This window comes from Pseudomonas sp. CAN1, from assembly GCF_030462585.1.
In the GTDB taxonomy this organism is placed as follows: Bacteria; Pseudomonadota; Gammaproteobacteria; order Pseudomonadales; family Pseudomonadaceae; genus Pseudomonas.
In genome coordinates, this window is record NZ_JASMRU010000014.1 from 24433 (window position 1) to 47073 (window position 22641).

At 66.1% G+C, this 22641-nt stretch carries 18 protein-coding genes; 10 read left to right on the forward strand and 8 right to left on the reverse strand.

What is annotated here, in order from left to right; all coding sequences use genetic code 11:
- Positions 1-28: 28 nt before the first annotated feature.
- Complete coding sequence (mexE, locus tag QO207_RS18445; protein ID WP_301533770.1) at positions 29-1264, reverse strand: multidrug efflux RND transporter periplasmic adaptor subunit MexE; 1236 nt, start codon at positions 1262-1264, stop codon at positions 29-31.
- A gap of 452 nt (positions 1265-1716) precedes the next feature.
- On the reverse strand, positions 1717-2631 hold the full coding sequence (locus QO207_RS18450; RefSeq protein WP_017517481.1) for a LysR family transcriptional regulator: 915 nt from the start codon (positions 2629-2631) through the stop codon (positions 1717-1719).
- A 314-nt stretch (positions 2632-2945) separates the two neighbouring features.
- Between QO207_RS18450 and QO207_RS18455 the strand changes: the two genes are divergently transcribed.
- The 3 genes from QO207_RS18455 (at position 2946) to QO207_RS18465 (ending at position 7123) form a co-directional block, all read left to right on the forward strand.
- Complete coding sequence (locus tag QO207_RS18455) at positions 2946-3965, forward strand: zinc-dependent alcohol dehydrogenase family protein (RefSeq protein ID WP_081516799.1); 1020 nt, start codon at positions 2946-2948, stop codon at positions 3963-3965.
- Positions 3966-4409: 444 nt separating this feature from the next.
- On the forward strand, positions 4410-4868 hold the full coding sequence (locus QO207_RS18460; protein ID WP_301533771.1) for a (2Fe-2S)-binding protein: 459 nt from the start codon (positions 4410-4412) through the stop codon (positions 4866-4868).
- An 11-nt stretch (positions 4869-4879) separates the two neighbouring features.
- Positions 4880-7123, forward strand: coding sequence for a xanthine dehydrogenase family protein molybdopterin-binding subunit (locus QO207_RS18465; RefSeq protein WP_301533772.1), 2244 nt, complete (start codon positions 4880-4882; stop codon positions 7121-7123).
- A gap of 55 nt (positions 7124-7178) precedes the next feature.
- Here the strand turns inward: QO207_RS18465 and ptrC are convergent, their stop codons facing one another.
- Entirely contained in the window at positions 7179-7382 is a 204-nt protein-coding gene (ptrC, locus tag QO207_RS18470) for a type III secretion system co-regulatory protein PtrC (protein WP_301533773.1), read from the reverse strand.
- Between the two features lie 206 nt (positions 7383-7588).
- Here ptrC and QO207_RS18475 point away from each other — a divergent pair, with 206 nt between their 5' ends.
- Positions 7589-7924 (forward strand): ribonuclease E inhibitor RraB, encoded by a 336-nt coding sequence (locus QO207_RS18475; protein WP_024762270.1) that lies wholly within the window; start codon positions 7589-7591, stop codon positions 7922-7924.
- 578 nt (positions 7925-8502) lie between these two features.
- Here QO207_RS18475 and QO207_RS18480 read toward each other — a convergent pair.
- The 4 genes from QO207_RS18480 to QO207_RS18495 all read right to left on the reverse strand — a co-directional run bounded on the left by QO207_RS18480 (position 8503) and on the right by QO207_RS18495 (position 13653).
- Positions 8503-9162 carry a DsbA family oxidoreductase gene (locus QO207_RS18480; RefSeq protein ID WP_301533774.1) on the reverse strand — a complete coding sequence of 220 codons (660 nt, stop codon included), beginning with the start codon at positions 9160-9162 and terminating at the stop codon, positions 8503-8505.
- A 336-nt stretch (positions 9163-9498) separates the two neighbouring features.
- Positions 9499-11910 carry a TonB-dependent receptor gene (locus tag QO207_RS18485; RefSeq protein WP_301533775.1) on the reverse strand — a complete coding sequence of 804 codons (2412 nt, stop codon included), beginning with the start codon at positions 11908-11910 and terminating at the stop codon, positions 9499-9501.
- Positions 11911-12211: 301 nt separating this feature from the next.
- Positions 12212-13150, reverse strand: a complete 939-nt coding sequence (locus QO207_RS18490; protein WP_301533776.1) for a FecR domain-containing protein — start codon at positions 13148-13150, stop codon at positions 12212-12214.
- Positions 13150-13653 (reverse strand): sigma-70 family RNA polymerase sigma factor, encoded by a 504-nt coding sequence (locus QO207_RS18495; RefSeq protein WP_301533777.1) that lies wholly within the window; start codon positions 13651-13653, stop codon positions 13150-13152. The genes QO207_RS18490 and QO207_RS18495 overlap by 1 nt, the downstream gene beginning before the upstream one ends.
- Before the next feature lie 258 nt (positions 13654-13911).
- Between QO207_RS18495 and fusA the strand changes: the two genes are divergently transcribed.
- The gene (gene fusA, locus QO207_RS18500) at positions 13912-16020 is read left to right on the forward strand and encodes an elongation factor G (RefSeq protein WP_301533778.1); all 2109 of its coding nucleotides are present in this window, start codon (positions 13912-13914) and stop codon (positions 16018-16020) included.
- A gap of 343 nt (positions 16021-16363) precedes the next feature.
- On the opposite strand, the gene QO207_RS18505 is transcribed toward fusA, so the two are convergent.
- Positions 16364-17257, reverse strand: coding sequence for a LysR substrate-binding domain-containing protein (locus QO207_RS18505; protein WP_301533779.1), 894 nt, complete (start codon positions 17255-17257; stop codon positions 16364-16366).
- 131 nt (positions 17258-17388) lie between these two features.
- Between QO207_RS18505 and QO207_RS18510 the strand changes: the two genes are divergently transcribed.
- From QO207_RS18510 to QO207_RS18530, 5 genes are all read left to right on the forward strand, one after another.
- The gene (locus QO207_RS18510) at positions 17389-18468 is read left to right on the forward strand and encodes an ABC transporter ATP-binding protein (protein ID WP_301533780.1); all 1080 of its coding nucleotides are present in this window, start codon (positions 17389-17391) and stop codon (positions 18466-18468) included.
- 39 nt (positions 18469-18507) lie between these two features.
- Positions 18508-19641, forward strand: a complete 1134-nt coding sequence (locus QO207_RS18515) for an ABC transporter substrate-binding protein (RefSeq protein ID WP_301533781.1) — start codon at positions 18508-18510, stop codon at positions 19639-19641.
- Between the two features lies 1 nt (position 19642).
- Entirely contained in the window at positions 19643-20494 is an 852-nt protein-coding gene (locus QO207_RS18520) for an ABC transporter permease (RefSeq protein ID WP_301533782.1), read from the forward strand.
- Positions 20491-21333 (forward strand): ABC transporter permease, encoded by an 843-nt coding sequence (locus QO207_RS18525; RefSeq protein WP_301533783.1) that lies wholly within the window; start codon positions 20491-20493, stop codon positions 21331-21333. The genes QO207_RS18520 and QO207_RS18525 overlap by 4 nt, the downstream gene beginning before the upstream one ends.
- 86 nt (positions 21334-21419) lie before the next feature.
- Entirely contained in the window at positions 21420-22571 is a 1152-nt protein-coding gene (locus QO207_RS18530) for a Xaa-Pro peptidase family protein (protein WP_301533784.1), read from the forward strand.
- Positions 22572-22641: the final 70 nt, after the last annotated feature.

Here is a 22641-nt window from a genome sequence, read left to right on the forward strand (position 1 = left end):
ACATCAGTTCATGGATTACGGGTTGGGATCAGCCGCGTGGCGCACCCGGCTTGGAGGATTTCTCGGCGACCTTCGGCGCCTCGAAGCTCTCCAGCGCACGGCGCTGGCTTTCGAGGTTGGCGAGGGTTTCCTTGCTGGCCATCTCGACACCCTGGGCATCGACCTGGGCGCCCGGGCGAACCCGTTGCAGGCCGTTGACCACGATGCGGTCACCCTTCACCAGGCCGCTGCGGACGATGCGCAGGCCTTCGAGTTTCGGGCCCAACTCGATGCCGCGGTATTGCACCTTGCTGTCCTTGTCGAGCACCAGCACGAACTTCTTGCCCAGGTCGGTGCCGACCGCTTCGTCCTTGATCAGCGCGGCGGGGTAGGTGCCGCTGCCGACCAGCTTGATGCGGGCGTACAGGCCGGGGGTGAACTGGTTGGCGTCGTTGTCGAACACGGCGCGGCCACGGATGGTGCCGGTCTTCGGGTTGACCTGGTTGTCGAGGAAGTCCAGGCGGCCCTGGTGGGGGAAGCCGTCCTCACCGGTCAGGCCCAGGTACACCGGGCTGGTGCCGCGGGCGTCCGGGCCACCCTTGCGGGCCAGGTCGACGTACTTCAGGTAGACGCGCTCGTCGGCGTCGAAGTAGGCGTAGACCTTGTCGGTGGAGACCAGGGTGGTTAGTACGCTTTCGCCGCTGTTCACCAGGTTGCCGGCGGTGACTTCGGCGCGCGAGACGCGGCCGTCGATGGGCGCGGTGACCTGGGTGAACGACAGGTTCAGGCGGGCGTTGTCCAGTTCCGCCTGGGTCGCGGCGACCACCGCTTTCGCCTCGGTGGCGGCGGCGGTGCGGGCGTCGGCGAGTTCCGCGGAAATGGCGTTGGTGGCGCGCAGGCGATCACCGCGGGAAGCTTCGTTGACGGTACGGGTCTGGTTGGCGCGAGCCTGTTGCAGCTGGGCTTCCAGGCGATGCACCTCGGCCTGGAACGGCCGCGGGTCGATCTGGAACAGCAGGTCGCCTTTCTTCACCAGCGCGCCTTCACGGAAGGCAACGCGGTCGATGTAGCCGGAGACGCGCGGACGCAGCTCGACGGACTCCGGAGCCTCCAGGCGGCCGGTGAACTCGTCCCATTCGTTGATCGGTTGCTCGATGACATCCGCCACGCTGACCTTGGGGGTGGCCATGTTCTGCGCCGCCTCCTGGCCCTTGCCGCAGGCGCTGAGAACCAGCACGGCGGCCAACGCCAACGGAATACGCAAGGTGTTCAGATTTCGCTCCATGGAAAGACTCCGGCGTTCTAATTGGTTTTAGGATTTTTCTGATGTTGCGGAGTCTGCGGGGGGGAGCTGGCAGGATCGAATCGAACGAGCAGATTTTGATTATCACGCACAGTGATAAATGCTTTTGCACTATGCGCAGGAATAGATAGAAGGAGTGGGCACGGGGATTGCCGCTTTTAGCTCCCTCTCCCTTTGGGAGAGGGCTGGGGTGAGGGGGATCGCTCCACGCCGACGTTTGGCCGAAAGGGCTCTTTGTAGGAGCGAGCTTGCTCGCGAAGCTTTTTCACCCAACGCGCCGTGCCATGCGGGTTCGCGAGCAAGCTCGCTCCTACAGGTTGGCGCCGCTTCGGGCGTTGTAGGGCGCATAACGCCCCAGGCGTTATCCGCCGCTGGGTTGCCGGCGGATAACCTGTTCCAGGTTATCCGCCCTACAGTTGAGCGTGCTGCGGGCGTCAGAGGCTATCCGGATCACCCACGAACATGGTGATCCGCGAACGCAGCCAGCGCTCGGCCGGGTCCTGGTCCTGGGCGCCGCGCCAGACCATGGAGAGTTCGGCCAGGCGCGTGGGGAAGGGCGGCTCCTCGGCGCGCAAGCCGCCCGCGGCGGTCAGCGCCAGGGCCACGTATTCGGGCACGGTGGCGATGATGTCGGTGCCGGCCAGCAGCTGGGCGAGGCCGACGAACTGCGGCACGGCCAGGACTACCTGGCGCTTGCGGTCCATCTCGGCGAGGGTCTGGTCGACGAAACCGTCCAGGTCGCCGGCATAGGACACCAGTGCGTGCGGGCGCGCGCAGTAGTCATCGAGGGTCAGCGCGCCGGGAATCGAGTCGGCACGCAGGATCTTCCAGGTGCTACGGCGCAGGGTCTTGCGCTTGGCGTTGGCCGGCAGCTCGTCGGTGTAACTGACGCCTACGGAGATTTCCCCGGACGACAGCAACTGCGGCATCAGCAGGTAGTTGGCGCGGCGCACCACCAGGGTGATACCCGGCGCTTCGGAGCGCAGGCGGCGAAGCAGCGGTGGCAGCAGGCCGAACTCCACGTCATCGGACAGGCCGATGCGGAACACCGCCTTGCTGGTGGCCGGGTCGAAGTCGGCGGCGCGGCTTAGCGCGGTGGAGATGGAGTCCAGTGCCGGCGAGAGGTGGCCGAAGATTTCCTGCGCCCGCGCGGTGGGTTCCATGCTGCGCCCGGTGCGCACGAACAGCGGATCGTCGAACAGACCGCGTAGGCGCGCCAGGGCCGCACTGATCGCCGGCTGGCCGAGGAACAGCTTCTCGGCGGCGCGGGTCACGCTGCGTTCATGCATCAGCGTCTCGAAAACGATCAACAGGTTGAGGTCAACCTTGCGTAGGTCGTTGCGGTTCATAGGGACTCCCTGGCGATGGGGGAAAAGTGGGGCCGAGCGTGTCCTGAGTCAAGTCCGTCAGATAAGTCCTTGATCAATTTCCACTTTTTTAATGAGAATCATGCCCTGGGTGTGTGGTCCGATTCTTTAAGAGGGCGCCCCCCGCACCGCCCGGCACAGCCCCGGCGCAGAGCCTTGCAGCCGCGTCTGGCAAGGCTTGGAAGGCGGGCGGAATCATCGGCGTTTATGTCAATTATCAATGGTGAACGGTGGCGTCACCCCCAAAGCCCGGATAGAGTCCGTGGCTATGAAGCACTACAAAGGCGAGGTATGTGATGTCCCGCATGATCCGTTTCCACCAGTTCGGTGACGCCTCGGTCCTGAAGATCGAGGAAATGCCGACCCCGCAGCCGGGGCCGGGTGAAGTGCTGGTCCGTACCCAGGCATTGGGCGTCAGTTGGCGCGACGTGCTCTGGCGGCAGAACCTCGCCCCGGATCAGGCCAAGCTGCCGGCGGGCATCGGCTATGAACTCTCCGGCATCGTCGAAGCCGTGGGCGAGGGCGTGGAAGACCTCGAGCCCGGCGTGGCGGTGGCCAGTTTCCCGGCAAACTCGCCGAACCTGTACCCGGCCTGGGGCGACCACGTCATCGTGCCGCGCACCTCGCTGACCCGTTATCCCGAGGTGCTGACCCCGGTCGAAGCTGCCGTGCACTATACCGGCCTGCTGTATTCCTACTTCGCCCTGGTGGAGTTGGCGCAGATCAAGCCCGGCCAGCGCGTGCTGATCACCGAGGCCGGTCATTGCCTCGCCCCGCAGGCGGTGCAACTGGCCAAGGCGCTCGGCGCCCAGGTGATCGCCACCACCAGCCACGAGGAAACCCGCGAGTTTCTGAAGGGCCTGGGTGCGGACAAGATCATCTACACCGAGGAGCAGGACCTGGTGCTGGAGGTCGAGCGCTTCACCAAGGGTGAAGGCGTGGAGATTGTCCTCGACCAGTGCGCCGGCCCGCAGATGAAGCTGCTGGGTGACGTGGCTGCCCCGCGCGGCAAGCTGATCCTCTACGGCATCAATGGCGGCAACGACGCAGCCTTCCCGGCCTGTGCGGCGTTCAAGAAGCACCTGCAGTTCTACCGTCACTGCGTGCTGGACTTCACCGGGCAACCGGAGATCGGCCTGACCCGCAACGACGAAGCCGTGCAACGGGCGCTGACCGCGATCAACCAGATGACCGCCGACCAGCTGCTCAAGCCGAGCATCGATCGGGTGTTCGACTTCGCCCAGTACCGCGATGCCAACTACTACATGGAAACCTGCCCGGGCGGCGGCCGTGTGGTGATGAAGATGCCGGAGTGATCCGTCATCGGTAGCTGAGAAAGCCACTCTTCGGAGTGGCTTTTTTGTTGCCTGCGAAGCAGTGGTTGCGCTGCGGAGCGGCCTGGGAACGATCGCGGACGGAGTCCGCTCCTACGCTCCTGATAAGTACGGTGTAGGACTGCTCCGGTATCACCAACCCATGTAGGAGCGGACTCCGTCCGCGATTGCTCACCGCCGGCACTGCAGCCATGCTGGGTGTTCGCAAAACACCGGAATAGAGCCTTCTATACGACGCTGCAACCCCCGCAGTATCAGGCAAGCCTGGGGAGAACCAGGCAAACCGCTCGGCACTTCCCTCGCGTATCTTCCCGCCACCTGCCTGCGCCCGAGCCTAGGCTGAATCCATTGCGTGCGGAGCGGCTGCGCTTCGTCCCGATGCAACAACCCGCTTTCCATCACCCAGCCCAAGAGGTGAGTTTCCAGATGATTACCGTGAACCTGAACGGCAAGGACCACGAGCTCGACGCCCCCGGCGAGATGCCGCTGCTCTGGGCCATCCGCGACATCGCCGGGCTGACCGGCACCAAGTACGGCTGCGGCATGGCGCTGTGCGGCGCCTGCACCGTGCACATCGACGGACAGCCGACGCGCTCCTGCGTGACCCCGCTGGCGGCGGTGGCCGGCAAGAAGATCACCACCATCGAGGCGGTGGCCGAGCAGGCCGCCGGCAAGGCCGTGCAGGAGGCGTGGCGCAAGCTCGACGTGGTGCAATGCGGCTATTGCCAGTCCGGGCAGATCATGTCGGCCACCGCGCTGCTGGCTTCGAACAAGCAGCCCAGCGACGCCGACATCGACGCCGCCATGAGCGGCAACATCTGCCGCTGCGCCACCTATGCGCGGATCCGCGCGGCCATCCACGACGCCGCCCAGACCCTGGCCTGAGGAACGAAGTCATGCTCGAACCCCGACTCGACGAACAACCGGCCCAGGCCGGCAGCATCCTCAATGTCAGCCGCCGCAGCTTCCTGCGTGGGGCCGGCGGCCTGGCCCTGGGCATCTACTTCGCTCCGTTGCTGGGCAAGCTGGGTGATGCCCAGGCGGCCAGCGACTTCGAGGCCAACGCCTTCGTGCGCATCGCTCCGGATGGCACCGTTACCGTGATCGCCAAGCACGTGGAAATGGGCCAGGGCAGCTACACCGGCCTGGCCACCCTGGTGGCCGAGGAGCTGGACGCCGACTGGAGCCACGTGCAGGTCGAAGGCGCCCCGGCTGACGCCAAGCGCTACGCCAACCTGGCCTTCGGCAACCTGCAGGGCACCGGCGGCAGCAACGCCATGGCCAACTCCTTCGAACAGATGCGCAAGGCCGGCGCCAGCGCCCGCGCCATGCTGGTCGGCGCGGCGGCGGAGCAGTGGAAGGTGCCGGCGGCGCAGATCGAAGTGCACGACGGCGTCGTCAGCCATCCGGCTTCCGGGCGCAAGGCTGGCTTCGGTGAGCTGGCCGAGGCGGCGGCGAAGCAGCCGGTGCCAGCAGAGGTGAAGCTGAAGGAGCCGAAGGACTTCAAGCTGATTGGCCAGGTCAAGCTGCCGCGCAAGGACAGCCCGTCGAAGACCGATGGCACCGCGCAGTTCACCCAGGACGTGCACCTGCCCGACATGCTGGTGGCCGTGGTCGCCCACCCGCCGCGCTTCGGCGGTGTGCCGGGCAAGGTCGATGCGAGCAAGGCCAAGGCCGTGCCCGGTGTGGTCGACGTGGTGCAGTTCCCCGGCAGCGAGCGACGTTTCGCCGGCGTCGCGGTGCTGGCGAAGAACACCTGGGCCGCGCGCCAGGGTCGTGACGCGCTGCAGGTCGAGTGGGACGAGAGCAAGGCCTTCAAGATGGGCAGCAAGGAAATCTTCGCCCAGTACCGCGACATGGCCAGCAAGCCGGGCCTGGTAGCGCGCAACGAAGGGGACATCGGCAAGGCGCTGGAGAAGCCGGCGCACCTGATCGAAGCGGAATACCAGTTCCCCTATCTCGCCCATGCCGCCATGGAGCCTTTGAACTGCGTGGTCTTCTTAAAGGAAGACAGCTGCCAGATCTGGAACGGCGAGCAGTGGCAGACCGGCGACCAGATGTCCGTGGCGCAACTGCTGGGCATGCCGCCCGAGCAGGTGAGCATCACCCAGCTTTACGCCGGCGGCAGCTTCGGCCGCCGTGCCAACCCGCATTCGGACTACGTGCTGGAGGCGGTGGCCATCGCCAAGGCGGCCCGCGAGCAGGGTGTGAAGGTGCCGATCAAGATGGTCTGGACCCGCGAGGACGACACCCGCGCCGGCTACTACCGCCCGGCCTTCCTGCACCGCGCTCGGCTGGCGGTGGATGCCCAGGGCAACCTGGTGGGCTGGGAGCAGCGGCTGGTGGGGCAGTCCTTCATCGTCGGCACGCCGTTCGAGAAGTTCATGGTCAAGGACGGTGTCGACAAGATCGCCGTCGAGGGCGCCGCCGACCTGCCGTACGCCGTGCCCAACCTGCGCGTCGAGCAGGCGCTGGCGGAAAACGTCACGGTGCCGACCCAGTGGTGGCGTTCGGTGGGCCACACCCACACGGCGTTCTCCACCGAGACGCTGGTGGACGAAGCGGCCATCGCCGCCAGGCAGGACCCCTACGAGTTCCGCCGCAAGCTGCTGGAGAAGCACTCGCGGCATCGCGGCGCGCTGGAGCTGGTGGCGCAGCGGGCAAACTGGCTGGCGCCGCTGGAAAAGGGCAAGGATGGCGAGCAGCGCGGCCGTGGTATCGCCGTGCATGAGTCGTTCGGCAGCTTCGTTGCCCAGGTGGTGGAGGTGACCTACAAGGCGGACAAGAGCTTCAAGGTGGACCGCGTGGTCTGCGCGGTGGATTGCGGCCTGGCGATCAACCCGGATGTGATCAGGGCGCAGATGGAAGGCGGCATCGGCTTCGCCCTGTCGGCGGCGCTGCACAGCGCCATCACGCTCACCGACGGCAAGGTCGACCAGTCCAACTTCCACGACTTCCAGGTGTTGCGCATCAACGAGATGCCGGTGGTTGAGGTGCACATCGTGCCGTCGGCCGAGCCGCCGACCGGTGTCGGTGAGCCCGGCGTGCCGCCCCTGGCGCCGGCGCTGGCCAACGCGCTGTTCGCGGCGACCGGCAAACGCATCCGCACGCTGCCCATCGGCAATCAGTTGCAGGCGTGAGCCAGCCAGCATGACGCAATTGCCCCGCACACGCGGGGCAATTGCTTTTCAGGGTCTAAGCTACAAGGGCCTGGCGCTCGTGTTCCTGGCAGATCAGCTCGCGCAGCGCCCGGCGTTCGCTCGGCGATGTGGCCGCCTGGACCAGGGCCAGACCGCCGTCTTCATCGGCAACGGCGATCTCGGTTTCGAAGTGCAGCTGCACTTCGTCCAGGGTGATGTAGGTGATGCGGTAGTCGGCGTCGGGGCTGTGCAGGGACATGGTCGCAGGCTCGATGTGGGAGGGCGCAGGGCCGATGGATGCATCCTCGCGCTGCGCTGGCCAGCACGGAAGTGAAAGGCCGTGATGGTGAACATCACTAACGGCGATGGTGCCGACGAGATTTTCCGGCATCTGTCATGCAGGACGGGTATCCTGCGCGGGCGTGCCCACACCGGGCACTTTGTAAATCGAATTGGAGCAGTGACATGAGCCGCGACAAGCAGCTTTTCCCGGAAGACGAAATCGGCGATGCCCTGTGGGCCCTGCAGGAAGACGGCGAAGACCTCTCCCTCGAGCATGAGGTGGAGTTCGCGGTGATCTTCCCGGACGAGCAGTCCGCCCTGGACTTCGCCATCATGCTGCTGCAGAACGGGCAGAAGGTGGCGTACTCCGAGTACGACGGCAACGACAAGCTGCCCTGGCAGGTCCTGGCCTACCCGGTGATGGAGCTCAGCCACGAGCACATCAGCGGCTACGCCGCGCTGCTGTCCGAGCACTCCGCCGACCTGGGCGGCCAGATGGACGGCTGGTCGGCGCTCTGATCGGCTGACGCTCCACGAGAAACGGCGCCTTCGGGCGCCGTTTTTTATTGCCGCAAGTGCACGGGGACGGACAGGGAGAACCCCGTAGGGCGCATAACGCGCCAGCGTTATCCGCCATATGGGTACCGGCGGATAACCTGTTCCAGGTTATCCGCCCTACGGCCCCTCGCGGCAGGCGCACGGCGGCGGGAATGACCTGTAGGAGCGAGGGGGGCGCCTAGCCATTGCTCGCGAACCCGCTTGACGCTGATGCGGCCTGGAAACCCTGTTCGCGAGCAAGCTCGCTCCTACCAAAAGCAAAAATCCCGCGCGAGATAGTTCATTTCCTTCTTGCGTAGGGCGGATAACGAGCCAGCGTTATCCGCCGTGTGGGTACCGGCGGATAACCTGTGCCAGGTTATGCGCCCTACGGCCCCTCGCGGCAGGCGCACGGCGGCGGGAATGACCTGTAGGAGCGAGCTTGCTCGCGAACCCGCTTGACGCTGGTGCGGCCTGGAAACCCTGTTCGCGAGCAAGCTCGCTCCTACCAAAAGCACAAAGCCCGCGAGGGGCGGGCTTTGTGCGAGTGGGCGGAAAGCTCACTGCGGCAAAGGCGCCTGCCGCGCCACCTGGCGCAGCGCCTGCTCGTAGTAGTCGGTGCTCTGTGCGCCGGAGATCAGCTGGCGGCCGTTGAGGATCACCGAGGGCACGGCGCGGATGCCGTGGCTGGTGTAGAAGTCCTCCTCGGCCACCACCTCGTCGGCATAGGCATCGCTGTCGAGGATTTCCCGTGCGCGTACGGCGTCCAGCCCGACGCTGACGGCCACTTCCAGCAGCACTTCCGGGTCGCTCGGGTCGCGCCCTTCGCCGAAGTAGGCATGCAGCAGCGCCTGCTTGAGGGCGATGTCGCGGCGCGATTCCGCGGCCCAGTGCAACAGGCGGTGGGCGTCGAAGGTGTTGTAGATGCGGCCGCGTTTCTTCAGGTCGAAGTGCACGCCGACTTCCTCGCCCATGGCGCGCAGGTTTTCCTGGTTGCGGGCGATTTCCTCGGCGGTGCTGCCGTACTTGCGCTGCAGGTGCTCGACCAGGTCCTCGCCCTCGGCGGGCATGTCGGCATTGAGTTCGAAGGGCTTGATGCGCAGTTCCACGGTCAGCTCGCCATCCACCCGGCGGATGGCTTCGAGCAGGCCGTTGAGGCCGATGGCGCACCAGGGGCAGACCACGTCGGAGACGAAATCAATGGTGATGGCATCGCTCATGGGGGCGATCTCCGGCAAATGGGCGAGCCTCAAGCATGGACCCGGAAGCGGGGTTCGTTCCAGTGGCGGGGCGGCCGAGCCGCTCGGTTTCTTAAGTTGTTGTATAGAAAGTATTCGTAACTACATGATTTATATTGATTATGTATTTTTTAACGATTCACTTCAGGAACGTGCGCAGCGAACGGCCCGTGAGTATTGCTACAGGCCCCGTCGTTCGGGACTTGCAGCGGATCGGGCAGGGCGGAAATGGCGAATCGTGTGTAAAGTTGTTTATCAATAAATCTACGTAAGCTATTGATAAATAATAGATTGCGACTTCCCTGTCGCATGGGGAAATCAGAAGTCCACGGTCATCGACAGCTTCAGGGTCCGCGGGTCGCCCTGGGTCAGGTAGCCGCCGATGGTCGAGGCCCAGTAGGACTTGTTGGCGACGTTCTCCAGGTTGGCGCGCAGGGTCACGTCGCGCTCGTCCACCTTGAAGGCGTAGCGGGCGCCGAGGTCGAAGCGGGTCCAGGCCGGAATGCTCAGGTCGTTGGCCGCATCCAGGTACTGGCCGCCGGTGCGCAGCATGCGGCCATTGATGGCGGCGCCCTGGATGCCGGGTACGTCCCAGTCGGCGCCCAGATTGTACTGGAAGGTCGGCACGCCCACGGCGCGGTTGCCGTCGGTCTTGCCGCCCGCGGTCTTCTTCAGTTCGGTGTCGATCCAGGTGCCGCCGGCCAGCAGGCGCAGGCCGTCGACCGGTTCGCCGAAGACGTTCAGTTCGATACCGCGGTTTTCCTGCTCGCCGTCGACGCTGAAGATCTTCGAGTCCGGGTCGGTGGTGCTGAAGGGCTGCTCGATGCGGTAGAAGGCCAGGTTGCCGCCGTAGCTGCCGAAGTCCAGCTTGGCGCCGACTTCCACCTGCTTGGAGCGGTTCGGTGCGAAGACTTCGCCGAAGTTCGCTGCGCTGCTGGGGGCGGTCGGGCCGGCGGCCAGGCCTTCGATGCGGTTGGCATAGAGCGACAGGTACTCGGTGGGCTTCACCACCAGGCCGTAGACCGGCGTGGTGATGGCTTCGTCGTAGTTGGCGGTACGCGCGCCGACGTAGCTCCAGCCGTCGGTGCCGATGCTCTGGCGGCGCACGCCCAGGGTCAGCAGCACGCGGTCGTCGAGGAAGCCCAGGGTATCGGCGGCGGCGACGCTCTTGTTCAGGGTCTTGCCGACGATGCCGGGGTCGCTGTAGTCGCCGCCGGCCAGGGTCGGCGCGGGCTTGGGCGTCTGCACCGGGTTGTAGAGGTCGGTCGGGTAGCGCTTGGTGGCCATGGTGTAGGCGCTACGCTGTTCGGCCCAGATGCCGGCGATGCTGAGGTTCATCTGGTGGGTGACGGGGCCGGTGGCGAAGTGGCCGTTGAGGCCGGCCATGGCGCTCTTGTTGTCCTCGTCGTGGGTGGCGTCCATGGTGCCGCCGCCAGCATTGCCGGTGTTGTCGTTGAGGGTCAGGGCCGAGTAGGCGCCGTTCTCGCGGGTGTGCTTGGCGCCGCCGGAGAGGTAGGCCGTCCAGCTGTCGTTGAGGTCGTATTCGGCGCGGAACATGCCGAAGGTGTCTTCGAGCTGCGAGTAGCTCCAGGACTGGCCGTAGTTGTGGTCGGCGTCCGGGGCGTGGGGGATGCTGGTGACGCCGCTGCCGACGTAGACCACCGGACGGCCCTGGTTGATGCGCTGCTTCTGGTAGCCGAAATCGGTCATCACCCGCAGGCGTTCGCCACGGTAGTCGAGGCCGACGGTGGCCAGCTTGTAGCGCTGGTTCTCGTCATCGACGCCGGTTTCGCCTTCGCGCTGGGCCAGGTTGACCCGCGCACCGAAGCGGTTGTCCTCGCCGAAGCGCTGGCCGAGGTCGAGGTGTTCGCCGATCTGGTTGTCGCTGCCGTAACCCAGGGTCACGCTGCGGGTGGGAGTGTCTTCGGCGCGCTTGGTCTGCAGGTTGACCGCGCCGCCGATGCCGCTGCCGCTGGGGGTGACGCCGTTGATGAAGGCGTTGGGGCCCTTGAACAGCTCGACGCGCTCCAGCGACTCGGTGCCGATGATCTGCCGCGGGGTGACGCCGTACAGGCCGTTGAGCGAGACGTCGTCGGTGCTCAGCGGCAGGCCGCGGATGACGAATATCTGCGAGAAATTGCCGTAGCCGTTGCCCTGGCGCACCGAGGCATCGTTGAGCAGCACGTCGCCGACAGTCTGCGCCTGCTGGTCCTGGATGGTCTTGGCGGTGTAGCTGGCGAAGCTGAAGGGCACGTCCTGGATGTCCTGGTTGCCCAGCATGCCCAGCTGCGCGCCACGGGCGACCTGGCCGCCAGCATAGGCGGGCGGCAGATCGCCAGGACGCTGCGCGGCGCCGCTGACGGTGGTGGCGTCCATCTCCAGCGCGCCGCTGTCATCGGGAGCGGCCTCCACACCGTAGCCGCTGCTCTTGCGCACCAGGCGGTAGCCGCTGCCTTCAAGCAGGTGCTCCAGGCCCTGCTCGGGGGCGAAGCTGCCTTTGAGGCCATTGCTCTGCTGGCTGTTCAGCGCTTGCGCCTCGAACGCCAGCGGCACGCCGGCCTGGGCGGCGAAGCGCGCCAGCACCTCGCCCAGCGGGCCGGGGGCGATGTCGTACTGGCGCTGCTGGCTGGCAGCCTCGGCGGCCAGGGTAGGCAGCACGACGCCACCGGTCAGGGCCAGGCCGACGGCCAGGGCGAGGGAGTGCGGGCGGAGGCGGGAGCGGAGGAGCATGGAGTGTTCCTGTCGGCAAATAGAGGTTGTCTTCCTCTTCACCGGGCGAGATTGGAAAAGGTGTCAGGGGTGGGCGAAAAAATTTCAGAGGGGCCATTTGTAGGATGGCGTGGAGCGCAGCGATAGCCATCGGCCCGAGCGTAAACAGCATGGGTATCGCCTAGGCTCCACCCATCCTACAAAGGTGCTCATGGCAACTACGGTCGGCAGTTCGTAGGGCGCATAACGCGCCAGCGTTCTCCGCCATGGGGGTGCCGGCGGATAACCTGTTCCAGGTTATGCGCCCTACGGGGGTGGCCTTTCACGCCGGTTCCACGGTGACCCAATAACGCGTCATCCGCCGCAGCTTCACCGGCAGCATGTCCGCCAGCAGAGCGAGGCCGGCGTCGCTGTCGCCCAGCGGGATCGCGCCAGTCACGCGCAGGTTCGCCAGGCGCGGGTCACAGCGCAGGAAGCCGCTGCGGTAGCGGCCCAGCTCACTCAGCAAGGTGTCCAGGCGCATGCCCTGGGCCAGCAGCATGCCGTTCTCCCAGGCGCTGGCGTTGGCGTCCGCCGTCTGCAGCGATTGGAAGCCCTGTGCGCCGAACACCAGTTGCTGGCCGGCGCCGACCACCTGGCTCGCATAGCCCGGCAGTTCGACGCTGACCTCCTGGTCGAGTACCGCGACCCTGCACGCATCGCCCAGGTCGCGCAGGCTGAAGCGCGCAGCCGGGGTACGCAGCAGGCCGTGGCGGCTGTCGACGAGGAAGGGGCGCGGGTCGGGCAGGGCGTCGACGAGGATTTCCCCTTCGAGCAGATTCAAGCGTCGCTCGCCGGCGTTGAAGGCGACGTTCACCGCGCTGTCGGTATTCAGCGTGAGCTGGCTGCCATCGGGCAGGCGCAGGTGCTTGCGTTCGCCCACGGCGGTGCGCAGGTCAGCGTTCCATTCCGCCCAGGGCAACTGTCGCGCGGCCAGCCAGGCGGCCGGCGCCACGGCTATCAGCACGCCCAGGCGGTTGAGCATCTGCCGGCGGCTCAGGCCGCTGCGCTGCAGGCTCTGCCGGCCGAGGCCCGGCGGCAGCTGGCGCAGGCCGCCGAACAGGGCTTCGGCGCGGCGCCAGGCTTCGGCGTGCTGGGCGCTGCGTGCGCGCCATTGTTCGATGGCCTGCAGGTCGGCGCTGCTGGCCGGGTGTTCGTTGAGGCGCACCAGCCAGTCGGCGGCTTCGCCGAGGATGCCGGGGTCGAGCGGCTGCTCGCGCATCAGGTGGCGCTCAGGCAGGCGACGAAGCCGGCACGCATGTAGCGCTTCACGCTGGCCAGGGAAATACCCAGGCGCTCGGCGATGAGCGGGTAGGTGAGGCCGTCCAGCTGCGACAGCAGGAAGGCCTCGCGGGTCAGCGACGGTAGCTCGCTGAGGGCAGCGTCGATGCGTTCCAGCGCTTCGAGGATCAGCTCGCGCGCCTCGGGGCCAGGCACCAGCTCCTCGGGCAACGCGGCGACGCTTTCCAGGTACGCACGCTCGATCTCCTGACGCCGCCAGCGGTCCACCAGCAGGCCTTTGGCGATATGCGTGAGGAGCGCACGCGGGCGCTCGCCAAGATCTTCCAGCGGCCGTCGCAGCAGGCGCAGGAAGGTGTCATGGGCGAGGTCGGCGGCATCCCAGGCGTTGCCCAGCCGGCCGCGCAGCCACTGCTGGAGCCAGCTGTTGTGCTCGTTGTAGAGGGTGTGCAGATGCTGCGGGGACGGGGTTTCGACGAGGGCCACAGTGCGTGCGTCAGATTTTCATTTGAGAATGCCTATCATTTTATGGTTTTCCCCCTGCCGAGCGCAATGCCGCCGCCGCGCAGCCGGTCGGACGGCGACAGCGGCGAGGGGCCGTCACTGGAATTGCCACGAAGACGCGCTACCTTGAGCCTGTTGTGCGCAGAAATTTCATACGCCGCACTTCCTCCCGCCGTCCCGCGCAGGCAACGGACCCGCAGCAGCAGGCCCGGCAGTCACCCAGCAGATACGGAGCACACCATGGCTCGCACCACGCCCATCGAGCTTTACCGCAACATCGGCATCGTCGCCCACGTCGACGCCGGCAAGACCACGACGACCGAGCGCATCCTTTTCTACACCGGTGTGAACCACAAGATGGGCGAGGTGCACGACGGCGCGGCGACCATGGACTGGATGGTGCAGGAACAGGAGCGCGGCATCACCATCACCTCGGCGGCGACCACGGCTTTCTGGCAGGGCTCGTCCAAGCAGTACGAACACAAGCACCGCTTCAACATCATCGACACCCCCGGTCACGTGGACTTCACCATCGAGGTGGAGCGCTCCCTGCGCGTGCTCGACGGCGCGGTGGTGGTGTTCAGCGGCGCCGATGGCGTCGAGCCGCAGTCCGAGACGGTCTGGCGCCAGGCCAACAAGTACCACGTGCCGCGCCTGGCCTACGTCAACAAGATGGACCGCCAGGGCGCCGACTTCCTTCGCGTGGTGGCGCAGATCAAGCAGCGCCTGGGGCATACCCCGGTGCCGATCCAGTTGGCCATCGGCTCGGAGGAAACCTTTGCCGGGCAGATCGACCTGGTGAAGATGAAGGCCATCGTCTGGAACGACGCCGACCAGGGCACCAGCTACACGGAGGAACCGATTCCGGCGGAGCTGCAGGCGCTGGCGGACGAGTGGCGCGCGCACATGATCGAGGCCGCCGCCGAAGCCAACGACGAGCTGATGAACAAGTACCTCGAAGGCCAGGAACTGACCGTCGAGGAAATCAAGGCCGGCCTGCGCCAGCGCACCCTGGCCAACGAGATCGTCCCGGCGGTGCTGGGCTCCTCGTTCAAGAACAAGGGCGTGCCGCTGGTGCTCGACGCGGTGATCGACTACCTGCCGGCGCCGACGGAAATCCCCGCAATCAACGGCACCGACCCGGACGACGAAGAGAAGCACCTGGAGCGCCACGCCGACGACAGCGAGCCGTTCTCCGCGCTGGCGTTCAAGATCGCCACCGACCCCTTCGTCGGCACCCTGACCTTCGCCCGCGTCTATTCCGGCGTGCTGAGCAGCGGCGACGCCGTGCTCAACTCGGTGAAGATCAAGAAGGAACGCGTCGGTCGGATGGTGCAGATGCACGCCAACCAGCGCGAGGAGATCAAGGAAGTGCGCGCCGGCGACATCGCTGCGCTGATCGGCATGAAGGACGTCACCACCGGCGACACCCTGTGTTCCATCGATAAGCCGATCATCCTCGAACGCATGGACTTCCCCGATCCGGTGATCTCCGTGGCGGTGGAACCCAAGACCAAGGCCGACCAGGAAAAGATGGGCATCGCCCTGTCCAAGCTGGCCCAGGAAGACCCCTCGTTCCGCGTGAAAACCGACGAGGAAACCGGGCAGACCATCATCTCCGGCATGGGCGAGCTGCACCTGGACATCATCGTCGACCGCATGCGTCGCGAGTTCAACGTCGAGGCCAACATCGGCAAGCCGCAGGTGGCTTACCGCGAGGCGATCCGCAAGAAGTGCGAGATCGAGGGCAAGTTCGTCCGCCAGTCCGGCGGCCGCGGCCAGTTCGGCCACTGCTGGATCCGCTTCGAGCCGGGCGACGAGGGCAAGGATGGGCTGGAGTTCGTCAACGAGGTGGTCGGCGGGGTGATCCCGCGCGAGTTCATCCCGGCGATCCAGAAGGGCATCGAGGAGCAGATGCAGAACGGCGTGCTCGCCGGCTACCCGCTGATCGGCCTGAAGGCCTCGGTGTTCGACGGCTCCTACCACGATGTCGATTCCAGCGAGATGGCGTTCAAGATCGCAGCTTCCATGGCCACCAAGCAGCTCTCGCAGAAAGGCGGCGCGGTACTGCTGGAGCCGGTGATGAAGGTCGAGGTGGTGACGCCGGAGGACTACATGGGCGACGTGATGGGCGACCTGAATCGCCGGCGCGGGCTGATCCAGGGCATGGAAGACACGCCGGCGGGCAAGGTCATCCGCGCCGAGGTGCCGCTGGGCGAGATGTTCGGCTATGCCACGGACGTACGCTCGATGTCCCAGGGGCGGGCGAGCTACTCGATGGAGTTCACCAAGTACGCCGAGGCCCCGGCGAATATCGCCGAGGCGATCATCAAGAAGTCCCACGGTTGAGGTTTGGCTGAGCTTACAACGGCGCCTTCGGGCGCCGTTTTCTTTTGCTCCTCGTAGGAGCGAGCTTGCTCGCGAACGGCACGGCACAGGTCAAACTCTGGCAACGCCGATCCGTAGGGCGCATAACGCGCCAGCGTTATCCGCCGCCGTGGTATCGGCGAATCACCCGTTCCGGGTTATGCGCCCTACGAGCTGCATCGATATCACGATGGAGCTTGAACGTAGGATGGGTGGAGCTTGCGATACCCATGCTGTCGGTGCGCCGCAATCGATGGGTATCGCTTCGCTCCACGCCATCCTACGGCGTGTTTCTCCTGACGTTCCTGTGAACGGAACAACCATCTCAATCAAACGCCGGAATCGCCTCCAGCTCATGCAGCAACCAGTCGGCGAACTCCCGCGCCAGGGCCTGGTTGCCGTGGGGCGGGATGATCAGGAAGTAGGGATGGGGCGCCGGGAAGTCGATGTCGAACAGGCGCACCAGGCGCCCCTGATGCAGCTCCTCGCCGGCGAGGATGTGGTCGCTGATGGTCACGCCGCCGCCGGCCACGGCGGCGCGGATGGTCAGGTAGGCGTCGGGCAGGAAGACGTTCTGCCGCGCCTGCAGGCCGGGCACCCCGGCGGCCAGGAAGTAGCGGCTCCAGTCGAAGCCGTCGTCCTCGTGCAGCAGCACCTGGCGCGCCAGGTCTCGGGGTTTGCGCAGGTGTTCCTGGGTGTTGAGCAGGCGCGGGCTGCACACCGGGAAGTAGCGGATGTCGCCCAGCGCGGCGAAGCGCTGGCCTTCGATGTGGGTCTCGCCGAAGGAAATCACCATGTCCACCTCGCCCAGGTCGCTGCTCATCGGCAGCAGATGCAGGGCGACCTCCTGGTAGTTGCGCAGGAACTTCTCCAGCAGCGATGACACCCGCGCCAGCAGCGCCGGGGCGCAGGCGATGCGCAGCTCGCCGGCCGGTTCCTCGGTGGGCAGCGCACGGCGAATGTCGCGCAACTGGTCGAAGGCGCTGCTGATCTGCTGGCTCAGCTGGCGCCCGGCCGGGGTCAGCTTGACACCCTTGCCCTGGCGCTCCACCAGTGCCACGCCCAACTCCTCTTCGAGCTTCTTCACCTGGTGGCTGACCGCCCCGTGGGTAACGTGCAGCTCCAGCGCCGCGCGGCTGATGCTGCCCTGGCGGACCAGCGCCTCGAAAGCGCGCAGGGCGATCAGGGATGGCAAGCGAAACGCACTGTTCTGACGCATGAAAAGGCCCTTTCCGTGAATTTGACTAACGATTCAGGTGGAAAACTATTGAATTGTCGTTAGTTAAATTTGCACAGAAGATGACCCGAAGCCAACACCCCAACACAAGAACAAACGGCTGGAGATCCGCCATGCAGCATTTCGTCGACTTGCTCGGCCTGGGCAAGCGCTACGGCAACCTGCAGGTCCTGAGCGACCTCAGCCTGAGCATCCGCCAGGGCGAATTCCTCACGCTGCTGGGGCCTTCCGGCTCGGGCAAGAGCACCACGCTGATGATGCTCGCCGGCTTCGTCGAGCCCAGCGCAGGGCGCATCGAGCAGGACGGTCGCGACATCACCCACCTGTCGCCGGACCAGCGCGAATTCGGAGTGGTGTTCCAGGGCTACGCGCTGTTCCCGCACATGAGCGTGGCGCAGAACGTTGCCTACCCGCTGCGCATCCGCAAGGTGCCGGGCGCCGAGATCGAGCGCCGCGTCGCCGAGGTGCTGGAGCGCGTCGGCCTGGCCGGCATGGGCGAGCGTGGTATCAGCCAGCTTTCCGGTGGGCAGCAACAGCGTGTGGCGCTGGCCCGCGCGCTGGTGTTCAAACCGAAATTGCTGCTCCTCGACGAACCGCTGTCCGCCCTCGATCGTCGCCTGCGCCAGGAGATGCAGGGCGAGCTGGCGCGCATGCACAAGGACTTCGGCACCACCTTCGTCTTCGTTACCCACGACCAGGAAGAAGCCCTGGCGCTGTCCGACCGCATCGCCGTGTTCAACAAGGGCCGCCTGGAGCAGGTCGGCACCCCGCGCGAGGTCTACGAGCGCCCGGCCAGCCGCTTCGTCGCCAACTTCCTCGGCGATACCAACCTGCTGGAGGTTGGCGTGGTCGGTCGCGAAGCCGAAGCCACGCTCTGCGATTTCCGTGGCCAGCACCTGCGCGTGGCCAATACGGCCAATGCCGGCCAGGGCGGCAAGAGTTGGCTGGCAGTGCGCCCGGAACACATCGACCTGCGCCCGCTGCAGGACGCCGGCCGCGACAACGGCCTCTGCGCCACCGCGGGCCCTGCGACCTACCAGGGTGCCCACGTCAACCTCGAACTGACCCTGGAGCAGGGCGATCGCCTCGACCTGCGCCTGCCGGTATCGCACCCGCTGCTAAGCAGTCTGCGCAGCGGCCAGCGCTACTGGTGCAGTTGGTCGCCGCAGCACTGCCACCTGTTGTCCGCCTGACAAACCCATAACGAAAACAAACGATCGGGGAGCAATCACATGAGCGACTCTATAAAAGCAGGCCAAGGCTTCATCGAAGACGCCATCGAGATCGCCGCCCAGAAGGGCGAGCGCGCCGGCATCAGCCGCCGCGATTTCAACCGCAGCCTGCTGCTGCTCGCCGCCGCCAGCGCACTGCCGTTCGGCGCCGGTGGCCGGGCTTTCGCCGCCGGCGGCAGCCTCGTGTTGGCCAACTGGGGCGGTGATGCGGTGCCGGCCTTCGAGAAGAGCTTCGGCGGCTTCGACCAGGCCTCCGGGCTGGCCCTGAAAGTGGACGGCAGCGGCCCCACCGAGGGCGCGCTGAAGACTCAGGTGAGCAGCGGCGCGGTGCGCTGGGACGTGTGCGACGGCGAGATGTACTCGTCCTACCGGCTGGGCAAGGACAAGTTCCTCACGCCCATCGACTACGGCATCGTCGACAAGTCGCTGATCGGCTACGGCGACGTGCATGACTTCGGCCTCGCCAACTACACCTACAGCTACGTGATCGGCTACGACCACGAGCAGTTCGGCAAGAACCCGCCCAAGTCCTGGGCGGACTTCTGGGACGTGAAGAAGTACCCGGGCAAGCGCACCCTCTACAAGTGGATGAGCGCCAACCTCGAATGCGCGCTGCTGGCCGACGGCGTGCCGCCGGAGCAGCTCTACCCGCTGGATGTCGACCGTGCCCTGCGCAAGATCGAGGAGCTGCTGCCGCACATCGCCACCCACTGGTCCACCGGCGCCGAATCGCAGCAGCTGATCCGTGACGGCGAGGTGAGCATGGCGCAGATGTGGCACACCCGCGCCGAACTGGTGAAGAACGACACCGCCGGCAAGATCGACTGGAGCTTCGACGGCGGCATCGTCTCGCCCTCGGTGTGGATGGTGCCCAAGAACAACCCGGCCGGCGCCAAGGCGGCCATGGACTTCATCGCCTATGCCCTTCGTCCTGAAGTCCAGGCCAAGCTCATGGAGGTCTACAACATGGGCCCGGTGAACCTCAAGGCCAACGACCTGCTCAGCGCCCAGCTGCAGGCAATCAACCCCACCGCGCCGGATAACCTGAAGAAGCAGGTGTCGCTGAACAACAAGTGGCACGCCGAACACTACGGCGAAACCCTGGAGCGCTACCTCGCGCTGATCGGTGGCTGAGATGCGACGTTTCGCACCGGGCGTGCTGCCGGTCTACGGCCTGCTGATCCTGCCCCTGCCTGTGCTCGTCGTGGTCGGCTACCTGCTGCCGACCCTCGGCGYGCTGGGCTGGAGCTTCAGCCTGCCGGAATGGGGCACGCAGAATTACGCGGCGATCGCCGACAACGCCAACCTGCAGGCGGTGATCTGGCGCACCCTGCGCATCTGCCTGCTGACCACCGCGATCAGCGTCGCCATCGCCTACCTGATCGCCTACCGCTGGCGTTTCGCGACGCCGCGCGGCCGGCAGTTGATCGAGTTGTTCGTGCTGCTGCCGTTCTGGCTGTCGATGCTGATCCGCGCCTTCGCCTGGCTGGTTCTACTGCGTAATGGAGGACTGGTGAGCCAGGGGCTGATGGCCACCGGCTGGTTCGACGCGCCGCCGCCGCTGGTGCGTAACGAGCTGGGCGCGCTGATCGGCATGGTGCACTTCATGGTGCCGTATGCGGTGCTGCCGCTGCTGTCCTCGCTGAAGCAGGTGGACGACAGCCTGCTGCGCGCTTCCAGCAGCCTGGGCGCCAGCCACTGGCAGACGCTCAAGGACATCTTCATCCCGCTGACCCTGCCGGGCGTGGTTGCCGCGTCCGCCATCGTCTTCGTGTTCAGCCTCGGCTGCTTCGTCACCCCGGCGCTGCTGGGCGGCGGCAAGGCCGCGATGCTCGCCGAGTACATCTACGTGCAGATGTTCCAGCTCTCCAACTGGGGCCTGGGCGCCGCGCTGAGCATCGTGCTGATGCTGCTGGTGGTGGGCTGCGCGCTGCTGTTCGGACAACTCATCGGCTTCCGCCGCCTGCTCGGGAGGACTGAGCTGTGACTCCGCAGGGAACCTATCTCTCCGCCATGCCCAAGGGCGTGAAAAAGCCGCAACTGCCGCGCCCGCCGCTGGGGCGCTGGCTGTCCTGGACCGCGCTGGCGCTGTCCGCGCTGTTCCTGCTGCTGCCGATCCTGGTGATCGTGCCGCTGTCGTTCGGCAACCAGCGCTACCTGGCCTTCCCGGATGGCGGCTGGTCGCTGCGCCACTACGCGACGCTGTTCGACGGCGCCTGGCTGGTGTCGATCCTGCAGAGCCTCGGCCTGGCACTGGTGGTCGGTGCGCTGTCCACCGCGCTGGCCTTCCTGTTCGCCACCGGCATCTGGCTGCAGCGGCGCTTTCGCACCGTGCTGACGCTGATCGTGCTGCTGCCGATGATCGTCCCGCAGGTGGTCTCGGCCATGTCGATCTACTACCTCGACGCGCGCCTGGGCATTCTCGACAACCTGCTGGGCGTCGGCTTCGGCCATCTGCTGATGGCGCTGCCGTACTCGGTGATCGCCATGCTGGTGGCCTACGCGCGGCTCGACCAGAGCCTGTACAAGGCCTCGCGCTCGCTCGGCGCCGGGCTCTGGCCGACGCTCTGGCACGTGCTGCTGCCCAACGTCCGTGGCGGCATCCTCGGCGGCTTCTTCATGGGCTTCGTGATGAGCTGGGAAGAAGTGGTGGTGACCCTGTTCACCAGCGGCCTGAACGTGGTGACGCTGCCCAAGCGCATCTGGGACGGCCTGCGCTACAACCTCGATCCGGCGATCGCCGCCGTGTCCACCCTGATGATCGTCCTCACCCTGGCGGTGATGCTGCTGCGCATGTACCTGGAGCGCCGACAGCCGCCTTCCTGACTCACCCCGATTTACATCCGGTCGCCACGTTGGCGACCAGTCGAACTGCCTGTCGCTTGCACCTTGTCCCTGAGGAGGGAATCCCCATGCTTACCGCTTTCCCCGCGCGCACCTACCGTCAACGCGTCGAAGCCGTCAAACACCGCATGGCCGATCGTGGCCTGGATGCCCTGGTGGTCAACTACCCGGACAACATCAACTACCTCACCGGCTTCGACAGCCTGGGCTTCCTCTGGTACCAGGCGCTGATCATCTCGCCGAAGCTGGCGGAGCCGGTGTTCCTCACCCGCACCAGCGAGGAGCCCTGCACCTGGGAGCTGTCGTGCATCAACGAGGCGATCTTCTATGACATCGCCAAGCAGGACCCGCTGAAGATCGTCGCCGACGTGCTCGCCCAGGCCGGCCTGTCCCAGGCGCGCATCGGCCTGGAAATGACCGCTTCGACCTTCTCCCCGGCACAGTACAACGCGCTGCTGGGCTACATGCCCGAAGCGCGCTTCGAGGACGCCGGCCCCCTGGTCGCCGAGAACCGCCTGATCAAGACCGCCGAGGAAATCGAGTACCAGCGCAGCGCCGCGCGCATGGCCGACCAGGGCATGCTGGCGGCCTTCGAGGCGCTGCGTCCGGGCGTTTCCGAGGTGGAAGTGGCGGGCATCGTCGCCAACGCCCTGGGCCGCGCCGGCAGCGAGTACTCGGCGATCAGCCCGATGTGCGCCACCGGCCGCCGCAGCACCATGACCCACGCCATGCCGCACCGCCAGACCATCAGCCATGGCGACGTGGTGATCCTCGAACACGCCGGGGTGTGCAACCGCTACCACGCCATCCTCATGCGTACCGCGGTGATCGGCAAACCCAGTCCGCGGGTGAAGGAAGTCGCGACCCTGCTCACCGAGGCGTTCAACGCCGCCATCGACATCGCCAAGCCGGGCACCCCGGTGGGCGAGGCCAACCGCGTGTGCAACCAGATCCTCGACCGCATCGACCTGTCGCGCACCCGCGTCCACCGCATCGGCTACAGCCTCGGCCTGGCCTACCCGCCGACCTGGCTGGAAGCGATGATGGTGGACGAGGCCGACGACCACGTGTTCCAGCCGAACATGTCGTTCTCCATCGAGCCCAACCTGTCCTTGTACAACGAAGGCTTCGGCATCAAGCTCGGCGATACCGTGCTGTGCGGCGAGAAGGGCTCGGCGAGCCTGTCGGAACTGCCGCCTGAGCTGACCATTATCGACTGATGGAGGTTCGCCCCCGGTCCGCGTAATGCCGGGGGCGAATTCGTGTTGCGTGTCTGCGTCTGCGGGCGCA